The sequence below is a fragment of the Mycolicibacterium chubuense genome, assembly GCF_001044255.1.
Classification (GTDB): domain Bacteria; phylum Actinomycetota; class Actinomycetes; order Mycobacteriales; family Mycobacteriaceae; genus Mycobacterium; species Mycobacterium chubuense.
The window spans coordinates 214,044-230,523 of record NZ_JYNX01000035.1; the positions used below are offsets into that span (position 1 = coordinate 214,044).

Sequence of the window (16,480 nt, forward strand, 5' to 3'; positions counted from 1 at the left end):
AGCACCGGTCGTCCGGTCACGGACGACGTGATGACGACGCTGTGGCGAAGGAATACTCCCCTCCAAGCCGGTCATTCTGCCAGTCGGGCCGCCGACACGCGAAATCGAAGGCCACCCGACGGCGAGAAGCGGCTTCGCGCAGTGAGTAGTTTGTACCCGTGACAGCAGCGGATCCAACCTCCGAGATCCCCGGTCAATACCTGCTGTCGTCCCTGGCTCCGCAGCCACGCACGCTGATCGACATCCTCTACGAGACCGCGCGGCGCTACCCCGATGCGACGGCGCTGGACGACGGCACCGTGCAGCTCACGTACGCCGAGCTGATCGCCGATGTCGAGGACAGCGTGGCCTGGCTCGCGGCGCGCGGGATCGGCCGCGGGGACCGCATCGGGATCCGGATGCCGTCGGGCAGCTACGCGCTCTACGTCGCGATCCTGGCGACGCTGGCCACCGGTGCGGCGTACGTGCCGGTCGACGCCGACGACCCGCCCGAGCGCGCCGAGCTGGTGTTCACCGAGGCCGACGTCGTCGCCGTGATCACCGAGCGCGGGCTGGTCCGCGGGCCCGGCTCCTCGCGCGGCTGGCGCGCGACGGCCCCCCTGAGCCGCGACGACGCGTGGGTCATCTTCACGTCGGGCTCGACCGGCACCCCGAAGGGGGTCGCGGTCACCCACCGCAACGCGGCGGCGTTCGTCGACGCCGAGGCCGAGATGTTCCTGCAGGGCAATCCGCTCGGGCCGGGAGACCGGGTGCTGGCCGGACTGTCGGTGGCGTTCGACGCGTCGTGCGAGGAGATGTGGCTGGCCTGGCGGCACGGCGCCTGCCTGGTGCCGGCGCCGCGGTCGCTGGTGCGCAGCGGCATGGACCTGGGGCCGTGGCTGGTGTCGCGCGACATCACCGTGGTGTCGACGGTGCCGACGCTGGCGTCGCTGTGGCCGGCCGAGGCGCTGGAGGCGGTGCGTCTGCTGATCTTCGGCGGCGAGGCGTGCCCGCCGGAGCTGGCCGAGCGGCTCGCGGTCGACGGCCGCGAGGTCTGGAACACCTACGGCCCGACCGAGGCGACGGTGGTGGCGTGCGCGGCCCGGCTGACCGGGAACGGCCCGGTGAGCATCGGGCTGCCGCTGGCCGGATGGGACCTCGCGGTCGTCGACGCCGCGGGCAACCCGGTGCAGATCGGCGAGGTCGGCGAGCTCGTCATCGGCGGGGTCGGGCTGGCGCGCTACCTCGACCCCGAGAAGGACGCCGAGAAGTACGCGGCGATGCCGACACTCGCGTGGAGCCGCGCCTACCGCAGCGGCGACCTGGTGCGGCTGGAATCCGACGGGCTGTACTTCGTCGGGCGGGCCGACGACCAGGTGAAGGTCGGCGGCCGGCGGATCGAGCTGGGCGAGGTGGACACCGCGCTGGTCCACCTGCCCGGGGTGAGCGGGGGCGCCGCCGCGGTGCGCCGCACGGCCGGCGGAACGCCGCTGCTGGTCGGCTACGTCGTGGTCGCACCCGGGGCCGCCTTCGATCTGCACGCGGCCCGGTCCCGGCTGGCCGAGTCGCTGCCCGCGGCGCTGGTGCCGCGGCTGGTCGTCGTCGACGAGCTGCCGACCCGCACGTCGGGCAAGGTGGACCGCGACGCGCTGCCGTGGCCTGTGGGCCCGGCAGAGGATGACGCCGCCGACCTCGGCGGCACGCTGGGCTGGCTGGCCGGGCTGTGGCGTGAGGTGCTGGCCGCGCAGATCGACGGTCCGGAAGCCGACTTCTTCGCCCTCGGCGGCGGCTCGCTGTCGGCGGCCCAGCTGATCGCCGCGCTGCGGCAGCGCTACCCGCAGGTGACGGTCGCCGACCTGTACGACCATCCGCGGCTCGGCTCGCTGGCCGGCTACCTCGAGGAACTCGAACCGCCGCCGGCCGTCGAGACCCGGGAGGTCAAGCCGGTCTCGCGCCTGACCCAGGCGGTGCAGGTGGCGCTGACCGTGCCGTTGGCGACGCTGACCGGCATGCAGTGGGTGGTGTGGCTGGCGATCGCGAACAACGTCGCCGCCCAACTGGCCCTGGTGCCGTGGGCGTGGCCGCTCAGCTGGTGGTGGATCCTCGCCGGGTTCCTGCTGTTCGTCACGCCTCCCGGCCGGATGGGCATCGCGGTGCTGGGCGCCCGCGTTCTCGCCGGCACACTCCAGCCGGGCACCTACCGGCGCGGCGGCTCGGTGCACCTGCGGGTGTGGCTGGCCGAACGCCTCGCCGAGGCCAGCGGCGCCGAGAACATGGCCGGTGCGCCGTGGCTGGTGTATTACGCACGGGCCCTGGGCAATTCGGTGGGCACGGGGGTCGATCTGCATTCCGCGCCGCCGGTGACGGGGATGCTGACGCTCGGGCACCGGTGCTCCATCGAACCCGAGGTCGACCTGACCGGGCACTGGATCGACGGGGACCAGTTCCACCTCGGGCCGATCACCGTCGGCAACGACGCCACCATCGGCGCGCGCACGACGCTGCTGCCCGGCGCGGTGGTCGGCAAGAACGCCGACGTGGCGCCCGGCTCCGGCGTCGTCGGGAAGGTCAAGAACCGGCAGTACTGGAAGGGCTCACCGGCGGTGAAGTCCGGCAAGGCCAAGCACCCGTGGCCCGACCACCGCCCGCCCCGGTCCCCGTTCTGGGTCGCGGTGTACGGCGCGACGTCGGTGCTCCTGGGCGCGCTGCCACTGGCGGCGCTGGCGGCGGGGCTGGCCGTGGTCGGCTGGGGTGTGCGCGGGACGGCGACGCTGGGCGAGGCGGTGCTGCCCGCGCTGCTGTGGAGCGTCCCGGCCACCGCGGCGGCGCTCGTGGTGTACGCGGCGCTGACGGTGCTCGGAGTGCGCGTGCTGTCGTTGGGTCTGCGCGAGGGCTATCACCCCGTCCGCAGCCGGTCGGGCTGGCAGCTGTGGGCCACCGAACGGCTGATGGACGGCGCCCGCAACTACCTGTTCCCGATCTACGCGGGTCTGCTGACGCCGTGGTGGCTGCGCCTGCTGGGCGCCCGGATCGGCAAGGGCACCGAGATCTCGACCGCGCTGCTGATCCCGAAGTTCACCGTCGTCGAGGACAGCGCCTTCCTGGCCGACGACACCATGGTGGCCTCCTACGAACTGGGCGGCGGCTGGATCCACGTGGCGCGCGCGACGGTCGGCAAGCGGGCGTTCCTCGGCAACTCGGGGATCACCCAGCCGGGCCGCCGGGTGCCCGACGACGGCCTGGTGGCGGTGCTGTCGGCGACGCCGCACAAAGCCAAGGCGGGATCGTCGTGGCTGGGCAGCCCGCCGATGCGGCTGCGGCGGCAACCGACCGCGGCCGACGCGCTGCGCACATTCCATCCGTCGGCGCGGTTGCGTGCGTTGCGCGCCACCGTCGAGACGTTCCGGTTCGTGCCCGTCGTCGTCACGTTCGCGATCGGCGTCGGTGTGCTGCTGGCCGTGCAGGCCCTGGCGCTGACGCTCGGCTGGCTGGGCGCCGCATGCCTGACCGGACTGGTGCTGCTGGCCGCCGGGGCGGTGGCCGGCGGGATCGCGGTGCTGGCGAAATGGCTTCTGGTGGGCCGGATCACCGCGATCGAACACCCGCTGTGGTCGTCGTTCGTGTGGCGCAACGAGGTGTCGGATACGTTCGTCGAGACCGTCGCGGCGCCGTGGTTCGCCCGGGCCGCTACGGGTACCCCGGTGATGAACGTGTGGCTGCGCGCCCTGGGCGCCAAGATCGGACGCGGGGTGTGGTGTGAGACGTACTGGCTGCCCGAGGCCGACCTGGTGACCCTCGGCGACGGCGCGACGGTCAACCGCGGATGTGTGGTGCAGACCCACCTGTTCCACGACCGGATCATGCGGATCACGTCCACAGGCGCCGCCGCCTCGGACCGGACGTGCGAATACATCCACGAGCCCTGCTCGGTCGGCAGGCGGGCCTCCCGCGGCGCGNTGGCGACGAGGTGCCGGCCTCGACCCGCTGGCAGGGCAATCCGATCGCGCCGTGGCTGCCCTCGCGCAAGAAGCGCGGCGACGCCCCGGGCCCGAAGACGAAGAAGCCCGCGGCCGCGTGAGAGACCGCAAACGGGTGGCCAAGAAGGGGTCACCGCCCGTCATCGATCCGTACCTGCCCGCCACCGGCAACTTCGGCTACCGGGTGTCCCGCTACGAACTCGACCTGGAGTACAAGGTCGCGATCAACCGGCTGGCCGGGGCCGCAACCATCACCGCGGTCACGCTCGCGGAGCTGCAGACCTTCACCCTCGATCTCTCGGCGGCGCTGTCGGTCTCGAAGGTGACGGTGAACGGCAAGCGGCCGGCGCACTTCCGCACCTCGGGGGCGAAGCTGCACATCAGCCTCGCCGACCGGTTGCCCGCGGGCGCGGCGATGACCATCGCGGTGCGCTACGGCGGCACGCCACGTCCGATCCGATCCCTCTGGGGCGAAGTGGGTTTCGAAGAGCTCACCGAGGGCGTGCTGGTCGCCGGGCAGCCCAACGGGGCGTCGTCGTGGTTTCCGTGCGACGACCATCCGAGCGCCAAGGCCAGCTTCCGCATCCAGATCAGCACGGAGAGTCCGTATCTCGCGCTGGCCAACGGCAAGCTGCTGAACCGTCGGGTGCGCGCCGGGATGACGACGTGGGTCTACGAGCAGCCCGAACCCACGTCGACGTACCTGATCACGCTGCAGATCGGGATGTACGAGCGCCACCGGCTGGCCAAGAACGGCGTCGAGATCCACGCCGTGGCGCCCGAGCGGCTGCGCCGGGAGATCGACCACGACTTCGGCCGCCAGGGCCAGATGATGAAGCTGTTCGTCAAGCTGTTCGGCCCGTATCCGCTCGAGTCCGGCTACACCGTGGTGGTGACCGACGACGACCTCGAGATTCCGCTTGAGGCGCAGGGCATTTCGATCTTCGGCGCGAACCATTGCGACGGCGAGCGCGGCGCCGAGCGGTTGATCGCCCACGAGCTGGCCCACCAGTGGTTCGGCAACTCGGTGACCGTGCAGCGGTGGCGCCACATCTGGCTGCACGAGGGTTTCGCGTGCTACGCGGAATGGCTGTGGTCGGAACACTGCGGGGAACGCAGTGCCGACGAACTCGCCCGGCACTATCACCAGCGGCTGAAGAGCTCCGCTCAGGATCTGGTGCTCGCCGATCCCGGACCACGGGACATGTTCGACGACCGCGTCTACAAGCGCGGCGCGCTGACGCTGCACGTGCTGCGCAAACGGCTGGGCGACAAGGACTTCTTCGCGCTGCTCAAAGAGTGGACCACGCGCTACCGGCACGCCAGCGTGGTGACCGACGACTTCATCGGGCTGGCGGCCCGCTACGCCGACGAGTCGCTGCGACCGCTGTGGGCGGCGTGGCTGTACTCGACCGACGTCCCGCCGCTGGACCCCCCGTCGTGACCGACGCCGCGGCGGGTCCGGGCGCGGTCACGCGGGGCAGCGTCGTTCGGGTCGGCGCGGCGACGGCGGTGTCCGCGCTGTGCGGATACGCGGTGCTCTACCTCGCCGCGCGCGATCTCGAACCCGCCGGCTTCTCGATCTTCGGCGTGTTCTGGGGAGCGTTCGGGCTGGCCAGCGGCGCTGCGTTCGGGTTGTTGCAGGAAACCACCCGCGAGGTCCGGCAGGCTGTCTCCGGAGATGATGCCGGGCCGCGCACCCTGCCGGTGCGGGTCGCGATCGGCGTCGGCATCGTCGCGGCCGTGGTGATCGCCGCCAGCTCGCCGCTGTGGGCGGGACACGTCTTCGCCGACGCCCGCCTGCTCAGCGTCATCCTGCTGGCCGCCGGGCTGGCGGGATTCTGCCTGCACACCACGCTGCTAGGGCTGCTCGCCGGGCTGGACCGGTGGTCGGAGTACGGGGCGCTGATGGTGGCCGACGCGCTGTTGCGCGTGGCGGTCGCGGCGGGCAGCTTCCTGCTGGGCTGGGGGCTGGGCGGCTACCTGTGGGCGACCGTGGCCGGCTCGATCGGCTGGTTGCTGATGCTGGCAGCGTCGCCGGTCACCCGCGCGGCGGCGCGGCTGTCGACGCCCGGCGGCACGGTGACATTCCTGCGCGGCGCGGGCCATTCGATCGCCGCCGCCGGCGCCAGCGCGGTGCTGGTGATGGGTTTCCCGGTGCTGCTCAAGGCCACCTCGGGCGACCTGGGCGCGGCGGGCGGTGTGGTGATCCTGGCCGTCACGCTGACCCGAGCCCCGCTGCTGGTCCCGTTGACCGCGATGCAGGGCAATCTCATCGCGCACTTCGTCGACCAGCGCGCGCACCGGCTCCGGGCGCTGATCACCCCGGCCGCCTTCGTCGTGGCGCTGGGCGTGGTCGGGGTGGCGCTGGCCGCCGCGTTCGGACCGTGGCTGCTGCGCGAGGGTTTCGGCGACGACTACGTCGCCGACGGCGCGCTGCTGGGCTGGCTGACCGCGGCGGCGGTGGCGATCGCGCTGCTGACGCTCACCGGGGCGGCCGCCGTGGCCGCCGCGCTGCACCGCGCCTATGCGGTCGGGTGGATGTCGGCGACGGTCGCCTCGGCGTTGCTGCTGGCCCTGCCGCTGGACCTGGAGGTGCGCACGGTCGTCGCGCTGCTGTGCGGACCCCTGCTCGGCATCGCCGTGCACCTGGCCGCCCTTGCCAGAATTCCGACCGCCTGAGCGTGTACTTTGTTGCGCATCGACACCTCGGACATGCGCTACCGCGACGTGTGGGTCGTCATCCCGGCCTACCACGAAGCGACCGTCATCGGCGACGTCATCACTGACGTGCGCTCGGTGTTCGCCCACGTCGTCTGTGTAGACGACGGCAGCGAGGACGGCACCGGGGACGCGGCCCTGCGGGCCGGCGCGCACGTCGTCACCCATCCGGTCAATCTCGGGCAGGGCGCGGCGATCCAGACCGGCGTGGAGTACGCCCGCCGCCGGCCCGGCGCCGAGGTGTTCGCCACGTTCGACGCCGACGGGCAGCACCGCGTGGCCGACGTGGTGACGATGATCGAGCGGCTGCGCGCCGGCGACGTCGATCTCGTGGTCGGCACCCGGTTCGCCGGCGCCGCCACGCAGACGCCGCTGCTGAAGCGGTGGGTGCTCAAGACCGTGGCGCGGGTGAGCCCGCGCAACCGCGAGCTCGGTCTCACCGACGCGCACAACGGACTGCGGGTGTTCGGCCGGCGCGTTGCCGACGAGCTCGACCTCACGATCAGCGGCATGGGGCATGCCAGCGAGTTCATCGCGCTGGCACACGAAAAGCATTGGCGGGTGGCCGAAGTGCCCGTCGACATCCTCTACACCGACTACTCGAAGGCGAAGGGCCAGCCGCTGCTCAACGGCGTCAACATCGTCTTCGACGGTCTGCTGCGCAGAAGGACGACACGATGAACTGGATCCAGGTGCTGCTGATCGCCTCGGTGCTGGTGCTGCTGGTCTACCTGCTGCGCTCCCGCGGCAGCGCCCGCAGCAAAGCGTGGGTGAAGGTCGGCTACGTGTTGTTCGTGATCACCGGCATCTACGCGATCCTGCGGCCCGACGACACCACAGTGGTCGCGAATTGGCTTGGTGTGGACCGCGGTACGGATCTGCTGGAGTACGTGCTGATCATCGCGTTCGCATTCACCACGCTGTCGACCTACATGCGGTTCAAGGACATCGAGCTCAAGTACACCCGGCTGGCGCGCGCGGTGGCGCTGCAGAACGCCCAGGTGCCCGAGCAGTCCTAGCCGTTGGTCCGGAAGTAGTCCACGGTCCGGGCCACCCCGTCGCTCAGTGCGACCGTGGGCCGCCAACCCAGCACCGAACCGGCGCGGCTGTTGTCCAGGCAGGAGCGGCGCACGTCGCCGAGGCGCGGCGGATGGAACTCGGGCTCGTCGGGTGTGCCTGCCGCCTTGGCGATCTCCGAATGCAATTGCCGCGTCGAGGTTTCCACACCGGTGCCGACGTTGAACCGCTGCCCTCCCCCGGCCTCGCCGGACGCGCGCACGAACGCGTCGACGACGTCGTCGACGAACACGTAGTCGCGGGTGTCGCTGCCGTCGCCGAAGATCTTGGTCGGCCGGCCGGCCAGCAGCGCGCGGGAGAAGATCGCGACCACGCCGGCCTCACCGTGCGGGTCCTGGCGCGGACCGTAGACGTTGGCGGGCGCGATGTGGCTGCAGTCCAGGCCGTAGAGGTTGCGGAACATGCCGAAGTACACCTCGCCGCACACCTTGCTGGCCGCGTACGGCGACGCCGGGTCGAGCGGGTTGGTCTCGTCGGTGGGATAGGCCGGCGGGACGCCGTAGATCGATCCGCCCGACGACGTGTGCACCACCTTGCGGACGTTCGCCCGGCGGGCGGCCTCGGCCAGCCGGACGGTGCCGACCACGTTGACGCTGGAATCGAACACCGGCTCGGTGACCGAGCGGCTGACCGAGATCTGCGCGGCGAGATGGAACACCACCTCCGGCTTGACGTCCTCGAGCAGACCGACCAGGTCGGCCTCGACGATGTCGGCCTTGACGAACTCGAAGTCGTCGGAGCGCTCGGCCTGCCCGAGGTTCTCGCTGCGGCCTGAGCTCAGGTCGTCGACACCGACGACGTGGTGCCCGTCCGCGAGCAGCCTGTCGACCAGCGTCGACCCGATGAATCCTGCTGCCCCCGTGACCAGTGTGCGCACGGGGCCACCCTACCGGCGGACTATCAGCGCTCGTCACCTCCGTACAGTCGAGGCGACATGAAGCCCGACGAGCGCTCGCGCGAGGAGACGACTGGCTGGGTCGCCCGCACCGCCGTCGCGCTGATCGCGCTGCACCTGGTGATCCGGGCGGCACTCGCTTTCGGCGGCTACTTCTACTGGGACGATCTGATCCTGGTCGGCCGGGCCGGCACCCAACCGCTGCTGTCGCCGGGCTACCTGTTCGACGACCACGACGGCCATGTGATGCCCGGCGCGTTCCTGGTCGCCGGGACGATCACCCGGCTCGCGCCACTGGAGTGGGTCGGACCGGCGGTCAGCCTGGTGGTGCTCGCGCTGCTGGCATCGCTGGCGCTGCTGCGGGCGCTGCACGTGATCCTGGGCTGGCGCCCGGTGCTGCTGATCCCGTTGACGTTCGCGTTGTTCACCCCGCTGGCGCTGCCCGGGTACGCGTGGTGGGCGGCCGGGCTGAACTCGCTGCCGATGCTGGCGGCGCTGGCGTGGGTGTGCGCGGACGCCCTGCTGCTCGTGCGCACCGGGGCGAGGCGCTACGCCGTAACCGGGACCGTGGTGTTCTTCGGGGCGCTGCTGTTCTTCGAGAAGTCGGCGATCGTGCCGTTCGTCGCGTTCGCGGTTGCCGCGCTGTACGGCCATGTCACCGGCGGTGCGACGGTGCGTCAGGTGTGGCGGCGCGGGCGGCTGCTGTGGCTGGCGTGCCTGGTGCTGATCGCCGGCTGGATCGGCGTCTACGTGGCGGTGGTCGATCAGCAGCGCTGGAGTTTCGACCTGTCGATGACGGCGGATCTGCTGTGGCGCTCGATGACTCACGGCATCGTGCCGGGTCTGGTCGGCGGCCCGTGGGACTGGCAGCGCTGGGCGCCGGCCTCGCCGTGGGCGACCCCGCCCGCGGTGGTCATGGTGCTGGGCTGGCTCGCATTGGCCGCGGTGGTCGCGGTGACGCTGCTGCGCAAGCAGCGGCTGGGCCCCGTGTGGCTGGCCGCGCTGGCCTATGCGGTGGCCTGCCAGGTGCCGATCTATCTGATGCGTTCGTCGCGGTTCACCGCGCTGGAACTGGCGCAGACACTGCGCTATCTGCCCGATCTGGTGGTCGTGCTGGCGCTGCTGGCCGCGGTCGGGCTGTGCGCGCCGAACCGGAACGGCGCGCGGTGGCTCGACGCGTCCCGTATGCGGACCGTCGGGATCGTCGGCGTCACAGGGCTTTTCGTGGTTAGCAGCCTGTATTCCAGCGCGACGTTCCTGACCAGCTGGCGTGACAACCCGACGAAGGACTACCTGCGCACCGCGCAGGCGAGTCTGGCCGCCGCGCACGCCGCATCGGACGCGCCGATGCTCGATCAGGAGGTCGACCCGCTGGTACTGCAGCGGGTGGCGTGGCCGGAGAACCTGGCCTCACACATGTTCGCGTTGCTGCGTGATCGGCCCGATTTCGCCTCGGCGACAACGGATCTGCGCATGCTGGACTCCTCGGGCCGGCTGGTCGGCGCGAAGGTGACCTGGGTGCGCAGCATCCGTCCCGGACCCGATCCGCGATGCGGCTACCTGGTGCAGCCGGACTTCCCGGTGCGGATGCCGCTTGACGGGCCGCTGCTGCCCGCGGACTGGACCGTCGAGATCAATTACCTGGCGAACTCCGACGGATCGCTGATGCTCGCGCTGTCGGAAGGGCCCGAGGTCAAGGTGCCGGTGCGGCCCGGCCTGAACCGGGTGTTCGTCCGGTTGCCCGGAGCCGGGGACGCCATCACCGTGCGGGCGAACACCGCGGCGCTGTCGGTGTGCGTGGCGTCTGGGCCGGTCGGGTTCCTCGCGCCGCGGTAGCGCTGAAGAGGATGGAGCCGCCTGGGGGAATCGAACCCCCGACCTATTCATTACGAGTGAATCGCTCTACCGACTGAGCTAAGGCGGCACGTCGGGCGGCACCACTCTACGACAGGGCCCGCCCGCGCCCCAAGTCAGCCGCGGAGTGCCTGCCCGACGGTCCCGACCATGGCGTCGACCGCGAACTTCGGCTTGACGTTGATCGCCAGCGCCTCCCGGCACTCGAGCACCGCCTCGATGCACCGCAGCAGCGCCGCGGGCGACGCGTGCGCGGCCATCGCCGAGACCTTGTCGCGCATGTCGGGGTGGTTGGGGGCGACGTCGGCGGCCCCGGAGGACACCAACAGCGCGTCGCGGAAGTACGTGGCCAGGTCGATGAGGGCCCGGTCGAGCGCGTCGCGCGAGGCCCGCGTCTGACGGGATTTCTGCCGTCGCTCCAGGTCCTTGAGCGCCCCGGCCGCCCCGCGCATCGTGCCCGCAGTGCCCTTGCCGGTGCCGCCGGCGCCCAGTGCGGTGCGCAGCTCCTCGGTCTCGACCTCGTTGCGGTCCTCGGTCAGCGCCCTGGCCTCGGCCTCCGCGGTGGCCACCAGCTCCTCGGCCGCGGCGTAGGCCCGCGACGGCGTCGCCGCATCCCGGGCCAGCCCCAGCGCCCGGCGGCGCCGCTCCCGGGCCTGCTCGTCGGTGGCCAGCCGGCGCGCCCGGCCGACATGGCCTCCGCTCACCGACGCCGCCCAGGCCGCCTCGGCCTCCGGCAGCCCGTCGGTGTCGACCAGTACCCGTGCGATCGCGTCCACCCCGGGCGTCACCAGCGCGACGTGGCGGCATCGCGAACGCAGCGTGATCGCGATGTCCTCCGGATCCACCGACGGCGCGCACAACAGGAACACCGTCGACGGCGGCGGCTCCTCCACGACCTTCAGCAACGCGTTCGCGGCACCCTCGGTGAGCCGGTCGGCGTCCTCGATGACGACGATCTGCCAGCGGCCCGTCCCGGGCCGGCGCGAGGCGATCTGCACGATCGTGCGCATCGCGTCGACCCCGATCGACAGGCCCTCGGGAATGATGCGGCGCACGTCGGCGTGGGTGCCCGCCATCGTCGTCGTGCAGGCCCGGCACTCCCCGCACCCCGGCACACCGTCGGAGGTGCACTGCAGCGCGGCGGCGAAGCACAGCGCCGCCACCGAGCGCCCCGACCCCGGCGGACCCGTGATCAGCCAGGCGTGCGTCATGGTGCCCACCTCACCGGGAGCCCCAGTGTGAGAGGAATCACCGCGGGCTGCCCGCGCAGCAGCGGTGAGCTCCGCCTCGACGGCGTCTTGGCCCACAAGACGCGAGAAAACACCGGCCATCGCGGATAACAGTAGTGCTGCGAACCGACACGTCCGTCTCAGACGCCCCGTAGCCGTCAGCTCCGCCCGATACGGTGATCTGGTGGCAGCCGAAGCGATGCAGATGGGGCGAATCAGTGCATTCGTCCGCTGGGTCGCGCGCACACCCTGGCCGGTGTTCACCCTCGGCATGCTCCAGGCCGACATCATCGGGGCCCTGCTGGTGCTCGGGTTCCTGCGCTTCGGGCTACCCCCGGAGGACCGCATCCAGCTGCAGGACCTGCCCACCTACAACCTGTCGATCTTCCTGGGCTACCTGTTCGTGTCGTTCACCGTGGCGTCGTACCTGACGCTGCGGATGCTCATCCCGGTGATGCGCTGGCAGCGCCGCGACATGCTGCTCGGCGACCGGGACCCCGCGGACACCGAGGTCGCCCGCATGCGGGCGCTGCGGATGCCGTTCTACCGCTCGGTGATCAGCGCGACGAACTGGTTGCTCGGATCGGTGGTGTTCATCGTCGCGAGCTGGCCGGTGGCCAGTAAATCCGCCCCGGTGGTGGCCGTGGCGACGGGTCTGGGGGCCACCGCGACGGCGATCATCGGCTACCTGCAGTCCGAGCGGGTGCTGCGGCCGGTCGCCGTGGCCGCGCTACGCGGCGGTGTGCCGGAGAAGTTCCATGCCCCCGGCGTCATCCTGCGCCAGGTGCTGACGTGGGTGCTGTCCACCGGAGTGCCGCTGGTGGCGATCCTGCTCGCGCTGGTGGCCAGCAAGTTCGACATCCTCAACGCGCCCGCCGACCGGGTGATCACGACGATCCTGCTGTTGGCCATCGTCGCGCTGGTGATCGGGCTGGCGGGCACCGTGCTGGTCGCCATGTCGATCGCCGACCCGCTGCGCCAGCTGCGCTGGGCGCTCGGGGAGGTGCAGCGCGGCAACTACAACGCCCACATGCAGATCTACGACGCCAGCGAGCTGGGCCTGCTCCAGGCGGGCTTCAACGACATGGTGCGCGACCTCGCCGAACGACAGCGGCTGCGCGACCTGTTCGGCCGCTACGTGGGCGAGGACGTCGCCCGCCGGGCGCTCGAGCGCGGCACGGAACTCGGTGGCCAGGAACGCGACGTGGCGGTGCTGTTCGTCGACCTGGTCGGGTCGACGCACCTGGCCGCCACCATCCCGGCCGCCGAGGTCGTCAACCTGCTCAACGACTTCTTCCGGGTGGTCGTGGACACCGTCAACCGGCACGGCGGGTTCGTCAACAAGTTCCAGGGCGACGCGGCGCTGGCGATCTTCGGCGCCCCGATCGAGCACCCCGACGCGTCCGGGGCGGCGCTGGCCGCCTCGCGGGAGCTGCACGACGAGCTGATCGAGGTTCTCGGCGAGACCGAGTTCGGCATCGGTGTGTCCGCCGGTCGGGCGATCGCCGGCCACATCGGCGCGCAGGCCCGCTTCGAATACACCGTCATCGGCGACCCGGTCAACGAAGCCGCGCGCCTCACCGAGCTGGCGAAGCTCGAGAAGGGCCACGTGCTGGCATCGGCGATCGCGGTCAGCGAGGCACTCGACGCCGAGGCGCTGTGCTGGGACGTCGGGGAGACGGTGAACCTGCGCGGCCGCACCGCGCCGACGCAGCTCGCCCGTCCCGTGCACCTGGTGACGCCCGACAGTGTCGAGCGCGAGGTCAGCGGCGACGTGTCGAAGTCCGCGCGCTAGCGATCAGGCCTTCTTGGCGGCCTTCTTCGCCGGCGCCTTCTTGGCCGCCTTCTTCGCCGGCGCCTTCTTCTTCACCGGTCCGCGCGCCCGCCGGTCGGCGAGCAGTTCCGAGGCCCGCGCGTCGGTGATCGACGCGACGTCGTCACCCTTGCGCAGGCTGGCGTTGGTCTCGCCGTCGGTGACGTAGGGGCCGAAGCGGCCGTCCTTGATCACCATCGGCTTCTCACTGACCGGGTCGACGCCCAGCTCGCGCAGCGGCGGCGTGGCGGCACCCTGCCTGCCGCGCCGCTTCGGCTCGGCGTAGATCTTCAAGGCCTCGTCGAGGGTGATGTCGAACATCTGCTCCTCGGTGGCCAGCGACCGAGAGTCCGTGCCGCGCTTGAGGTACGGGCCGTAGCGGCCGTTCTGCGCGGTGATCTCCTCGTTGGTGGCCGGGTCCACCCCGACCACGCGGGGCAGGGACAGCAGCTTCAACGCGTCCTCGAGCGTCACCGTCTCCAGATCCATGGAGCGCAGCAGTGATCCGGTGCGCGGCTTGGGTCCGGTCGGCTTCTTGCCCTTCTTCGCCGTCGAGCCGGCCTCCCCGTCGTCGGGCGGCTCGGGCAGGACCTCGGTGACATACGGACCGTAGCGGCCGTCCTTGGCGACGATCTCGTGCCCGGTCTTCGGATCCACGCCGAGCGAGCGACCCTCTTGCGGTGTGGCGAACAGCTTTTCGACGAGCTCGAGGGTCAGCTCGTCGGGCGTCAGCTCGTCGTTGAGGTTGGCGCGCTGCGGCTTGAGTTCCCCGGGATTGTCCGGATCGGCCACCATACGTTCGAGATACGGCCCGTTGCGGCCGACGCGGACATTGACCGCGCGGCCTTCGGCGTCGTCGAAGAGCTTGATGGAGTTGACTTCTCGGGCGTCGATCTCCTCGAGGTTGCCGCCCACCAGCTTCTTCAGCCCGCCGGAACGCGCGATCGAGCCGTCCACCCCGTGCTCGCCGCCGAAGTAGAAGTTGTTGAGCCAGTTGGTCCTTCGCTCGTGACCCGAGGCGATCTCGTCGAGCTCGTCTTCCATCGCCGCGGTGAAGTCGTAGTCCACCAGCCGCGCGAAGTGCTGCTCCAGCAACCCGATGACGGCGAACGCCACCCACGACGGGACCAGCGCGCTGCCCTTCTTGTGGACGTAGCCGCGGTCCTGGATCGTCTTGATGATCGAGCTGTAGGTCGACGGCCGGCCGATACCGAGATCCTCGAGCGCCTTGATCAACGACGCCTCGGTGTAGCGGGCGGGCGGGCTGGTGGTGTGTCCGTCGGCGGTCAGGTCCTTGGCGTCCACGCGCTGGCCCTGGGTCAGGTTCGGTAGCCGGCTCTCGGCGTCGTCTGCCTCGCCACCGGCCTGCTCGTCGAGGCTCTCGACGTAGGCCTTCAGGAACCCGGCGAACGTGATGGTGCGGCCGCTGGCGTTGAACACGACCTGCTCGCCACCCGTGGCCTGGCCCGCGATGCGCAGACTCAGCGTGGTGCCGCGCGCATCGGCCATCTGCGACGCCACCGTGCGCTGCCAGATCAGCTCGTAGAGCCGGAACTCGTCGGTGTCCAGCGCGGCGTGCAGCTGGCCCGGCGTCTGGAACACGTCACCCGCGGGGCGGATCGCCTCGTGTGCCTCCTGGGCGTTCTTCACCTTGCGGGTGTACTGGCGCGGCGACGGGTGCACGTACTCCTCGCCGTAGAGCTGGCGCGCCTGGTTACGGGCGGCCTCGATGGCCGACTGCGACAGCGTGGTCGAGTCGGTACGCATGTAGGTGATGTAGCCGTTCTCGTAGAGCCGCTGCGCGATGCTCATCGTGCGCTCGGAGGAGAACCGGAGCTTGCGGCCCGCCTCCTGCTGCAGCGTCGAGGTCATGAACGGCGGATACGGCCGGCGGGTGTAGGGCTTCTGCTCGACCGAGGCGACCTGCAGCTGCGCGCCACGCAGGCCCGCGGCCAGGGCATTCGCCCCCGCCTCGTCGAGGACACGGACCTCGTCGGGCTTCCTCAGCCCGCCCAGCGAGTCGAAATCCCGGCCGGTCGCGACCCGGCGCCCGTCGACGGTGCTCAGCTTGGCGGTGAAGGTCGGCGGACTGGCCTGCGCGTCGGAGACGCTGGCGTCCAGCTCGGCGGTGACGTCCCAGTACCCGGCGCTGCGGAACGCCATCCGCTCGCGTTCGCGCTGGACGATGATGCGCGTCGCGACGGACTGCACCCGGCCCGCCGACAGCTTCGGCGCGACCTTCTTCCACAGCACGGGGCTGACCTCGTAGCCGTAGAGGCGGTCGAGGATGCGGCGCGTTTCCTGGGCGTCGACCAGCGCGTTGTCCAGATCGCGGGGATCTTCGGCGGCGGCGCGGATCGCCGGCTCGGTGATCTCGTGGAACACCATCCGCTTGACGGGGATGCGCGGCTTGAGCGTCTCCAGCAGATGCCACGCGATGGCCTCGCCCTCGCGGTCACCGTCGGTGGCCAGGTAGAGCTCGTCGACGTTCTTGAGCAGGTCCTTCAGCTCGGCGACGGTGCTCTTCTTCTCCGGGCTGATGATGTAGAGCGGCTCGAAGTTGTGCTCGACGTTGACCCCGAGACGGGCCCAGGGCTCGGATTTGTACTTCGCGGGCACGTCGGCGGCATTACGCGGCAGGTCGCGGATGTGTCCGCGGGACGACTCGACGATGTAGTTGGAACCGAGATAGCCAGCGATTTTGCGCGCCTTGGTAGGCGACTCGACTATGACGAGCCGCCGCACTCTGCCGTTGCCACCGCGATCGCGGTCTGCGTCAGCCACCTATCCCGTTCACTGTTCTCACTCGTACTACTTCTCTCTCTGTCGCCCTGCAGGCTCGCACGTTCCTGTGCTGCCCCGCTGCGGCAACAGTCAATTTCGCACCCCGGGCGTGCCGACGCAAACCGGCCCCCCGCGCCGCGATCACCCCCGA

At 70.9% G+C, this 16,480-nt stretch carries 9 protein-coding genes, 1 tRNA gene and 1 pseudogene; 7 read left to right on the plus strand and 4 right to left on the minus strand.

Features of this window, described 5'->3' with window-relative positions; all coding sequences use genetic code 11:
* Window positions 1–158 precede the first annotated feature (158 nt).
* From MCHUDSM44219_RS12955 to MCHUDSM44219_RS12975, 5 genes and pseudogenes are all read left to right on the plus strand, one after another.
* A pseudogene (locus tag MCHUDSM44219_RS12955) lies at window positions 159–3,935 on the plus strand (Pls/PosA family non-ribosomal peptide synthetase); the annotation flags it as partial.
* Window positions 3,936–4,053: 118 nt separating this feature from the next.
* Entirely contained in the window at window positions 4,054–5,400 is a 1,347-nt protein-coding gene (locus tag MCHUDSM44219_RS12960) for a M1 family metallopeptidase (RefSeq protein ID WP_236695446.1), read from the plus strand.
* The gene (locus tag MCHUDSM44219_RS12965; protein ID WP_048418712.1) at window positions 5,397–6,638 is read left to right on the plus strand and encodes a hypothetical protein; all 1,242 of its coding nucleotides are present in this window, start codon (window positions 5,397–5,399) and stop codon (window positions 6,636–6,638) included. Before MCHUDSM44219_RS12960 ends, MCHUDSM44219_RS12965 begins: the two co-directional genes overlap by 4 nt.
* A gap of 33 nt (window positions 6,639–6,671) precedes the next feature.
* A complete protein-coding gene (locus tag MCHUDSM44219_RS12970) occupies window positions 6,672–7,358 on the plus strand; it encodes a polyprenyl-phospho-N-acetylgalactosaminyl synthase PpgS (protein WP_048418713.1) in 687 nt (228 codons plus the stop codon).
* Window positions 7,355–7,696, plus strand: coding sequence for a DUF2304 domain-containing protein (locus tag MCHUDSM44219_RS12975; RefSeq protein ID WP_048418630.1), 342 nt, complete (start codon window positions 7,355–7,357; stop codon window positions 7,694–7,696). Before MCHUDSM44219_RS12970 ends, MCHUDSM44219_RS12975 begins: the two co-directional genes overlap by 4 nt.
* Here the strand turns inward: MCHUDSM44219_RS12975 and MCHUDSM44219_RS12980 are convergent.
* Window positions 7,693–8,631 (minus strand): GDP-mannose 4,6-dehydratase, encoded by a 939-nt coding sequence (locus tag MCHUDSM44219_RS12980; protein WP_048418631.1) that lies wholly within the window; start codon window positions 8,629–8,631, stop codon window positions 7,693–7,695. The two genes, MCHUDSM44219_RS12975 and MCHUDSM44219_RS12980, sit on opposite strands and share 4 nt — an antisense overlap.
* 57 nt (window positions 8,632–8,688) lie before the next feature.
* Between MCHUDSM44219_RS12980 and MCHUDSM44219_RS12985 the strand changes: the two genes are divergently transcribed.
* On the plus strand, window positions 8,689–10,485 hold the full coding sequence (locus MCHUDSM44219_RS12985) for a hypothetical protein (protein WP_201778147.1): 1,797 nt from the start codon (window positions 8,689–8,691) through the stop codon (window positions 10,483–10,485).
* A gap of 12 nt (window positions 10,486–10,497) precedes the next feature.
* On the opposite strand, the gene MCHUDSM44219_RS12990 is transcribed toward MCHUDSM44219_RS12985, so the two are convergent.
* Window positions 10,498–10,573: transfer RNA gene (locus MCHUDSM44219_RS12990), tRNA-Thr, on the minus strand.
* Between the two features lie 46 nt (window positions 10,574–10,619).
* Window positions 10,620–11,834, minus strand: a complete 1,215-nt coding sequence (locus MCHUDSM44219_RS12995; protein WP_048418632.1) for a DNA polymerase III subunit delta' — start codon at window positions 11,832–11,834, stop codon at window positions 10,620–10,622.
* Window positions 11,835–11,916: 82 nt separating this feature from the next.
* Here MCHUDSM44219_RS12995 and MCHUDSM44219_RS13000 point away from each other — a divergent pair, with 82 nt between their 5' ends.
* A complete protein-coding gene (locus MCHUDSM44219_RS13000) occupies window positions 11,917–13,527 on the plus strand; it encodes an adenylate/guanylate cyclase domain-containing protein (protein WP_048418633.1) in 1,611 nt (536 codons plus the stop codon).
* Window positions 13,528–13,530: 3 nt separating this feature from the next.
* Here MCHUDSM44219_RS13000 and topA read toward each other — a convergent pair whose 3' ends face one another.
* Window positions 13,531–16,329, minus strand: coding sequence for a type I DNA topoisomerase (topA, locus tag MCHUDSM44219_RS13005; protein WP_048418634.1), 2,799 nt, complete (start codon window positions 16,327–16,329; stop codon window positions 13,531–13,533).
* Between the last annotated feature and the right edge of the window lie 151 nt (window positions 16,330–16,480).

Excerpts from the sequence above, each read along its gene's own strand:
- MCHUDSM44219_RS12970 (WP_048418713.1), top strand. The coding sequence starts at position 6,672 with ATGCGCTACCGCGACGTGTGGGTCGTCATCCCGGCCTACCACGAAGCG.
- MCHUDSM44219_RS12975 (WP_048418630.1), top strand. The coding sequence starts at position 7,355 with ATGAACTGGATCCAGGTGCTGCTGATCGCCTCGGTGCTGGTGCTGCTG.
- MCHUDSM44219_RS12985 (WP_201778147.1), top strand. The coding sequence starts at position 8,689 with ATGAAGCCCGACGAGCGCTCGCGCGAGGAGACGACTGGCTGGGTCGCC.
- MCHUDSM44219_RS12995 (WP_048418632.1), bottom strand. The coding sequence starts at position 11,834 with ATGGCCGGTGTTTTCTCGCGTCTTGTGGGCCAAGACGCCGTCGAGGCG.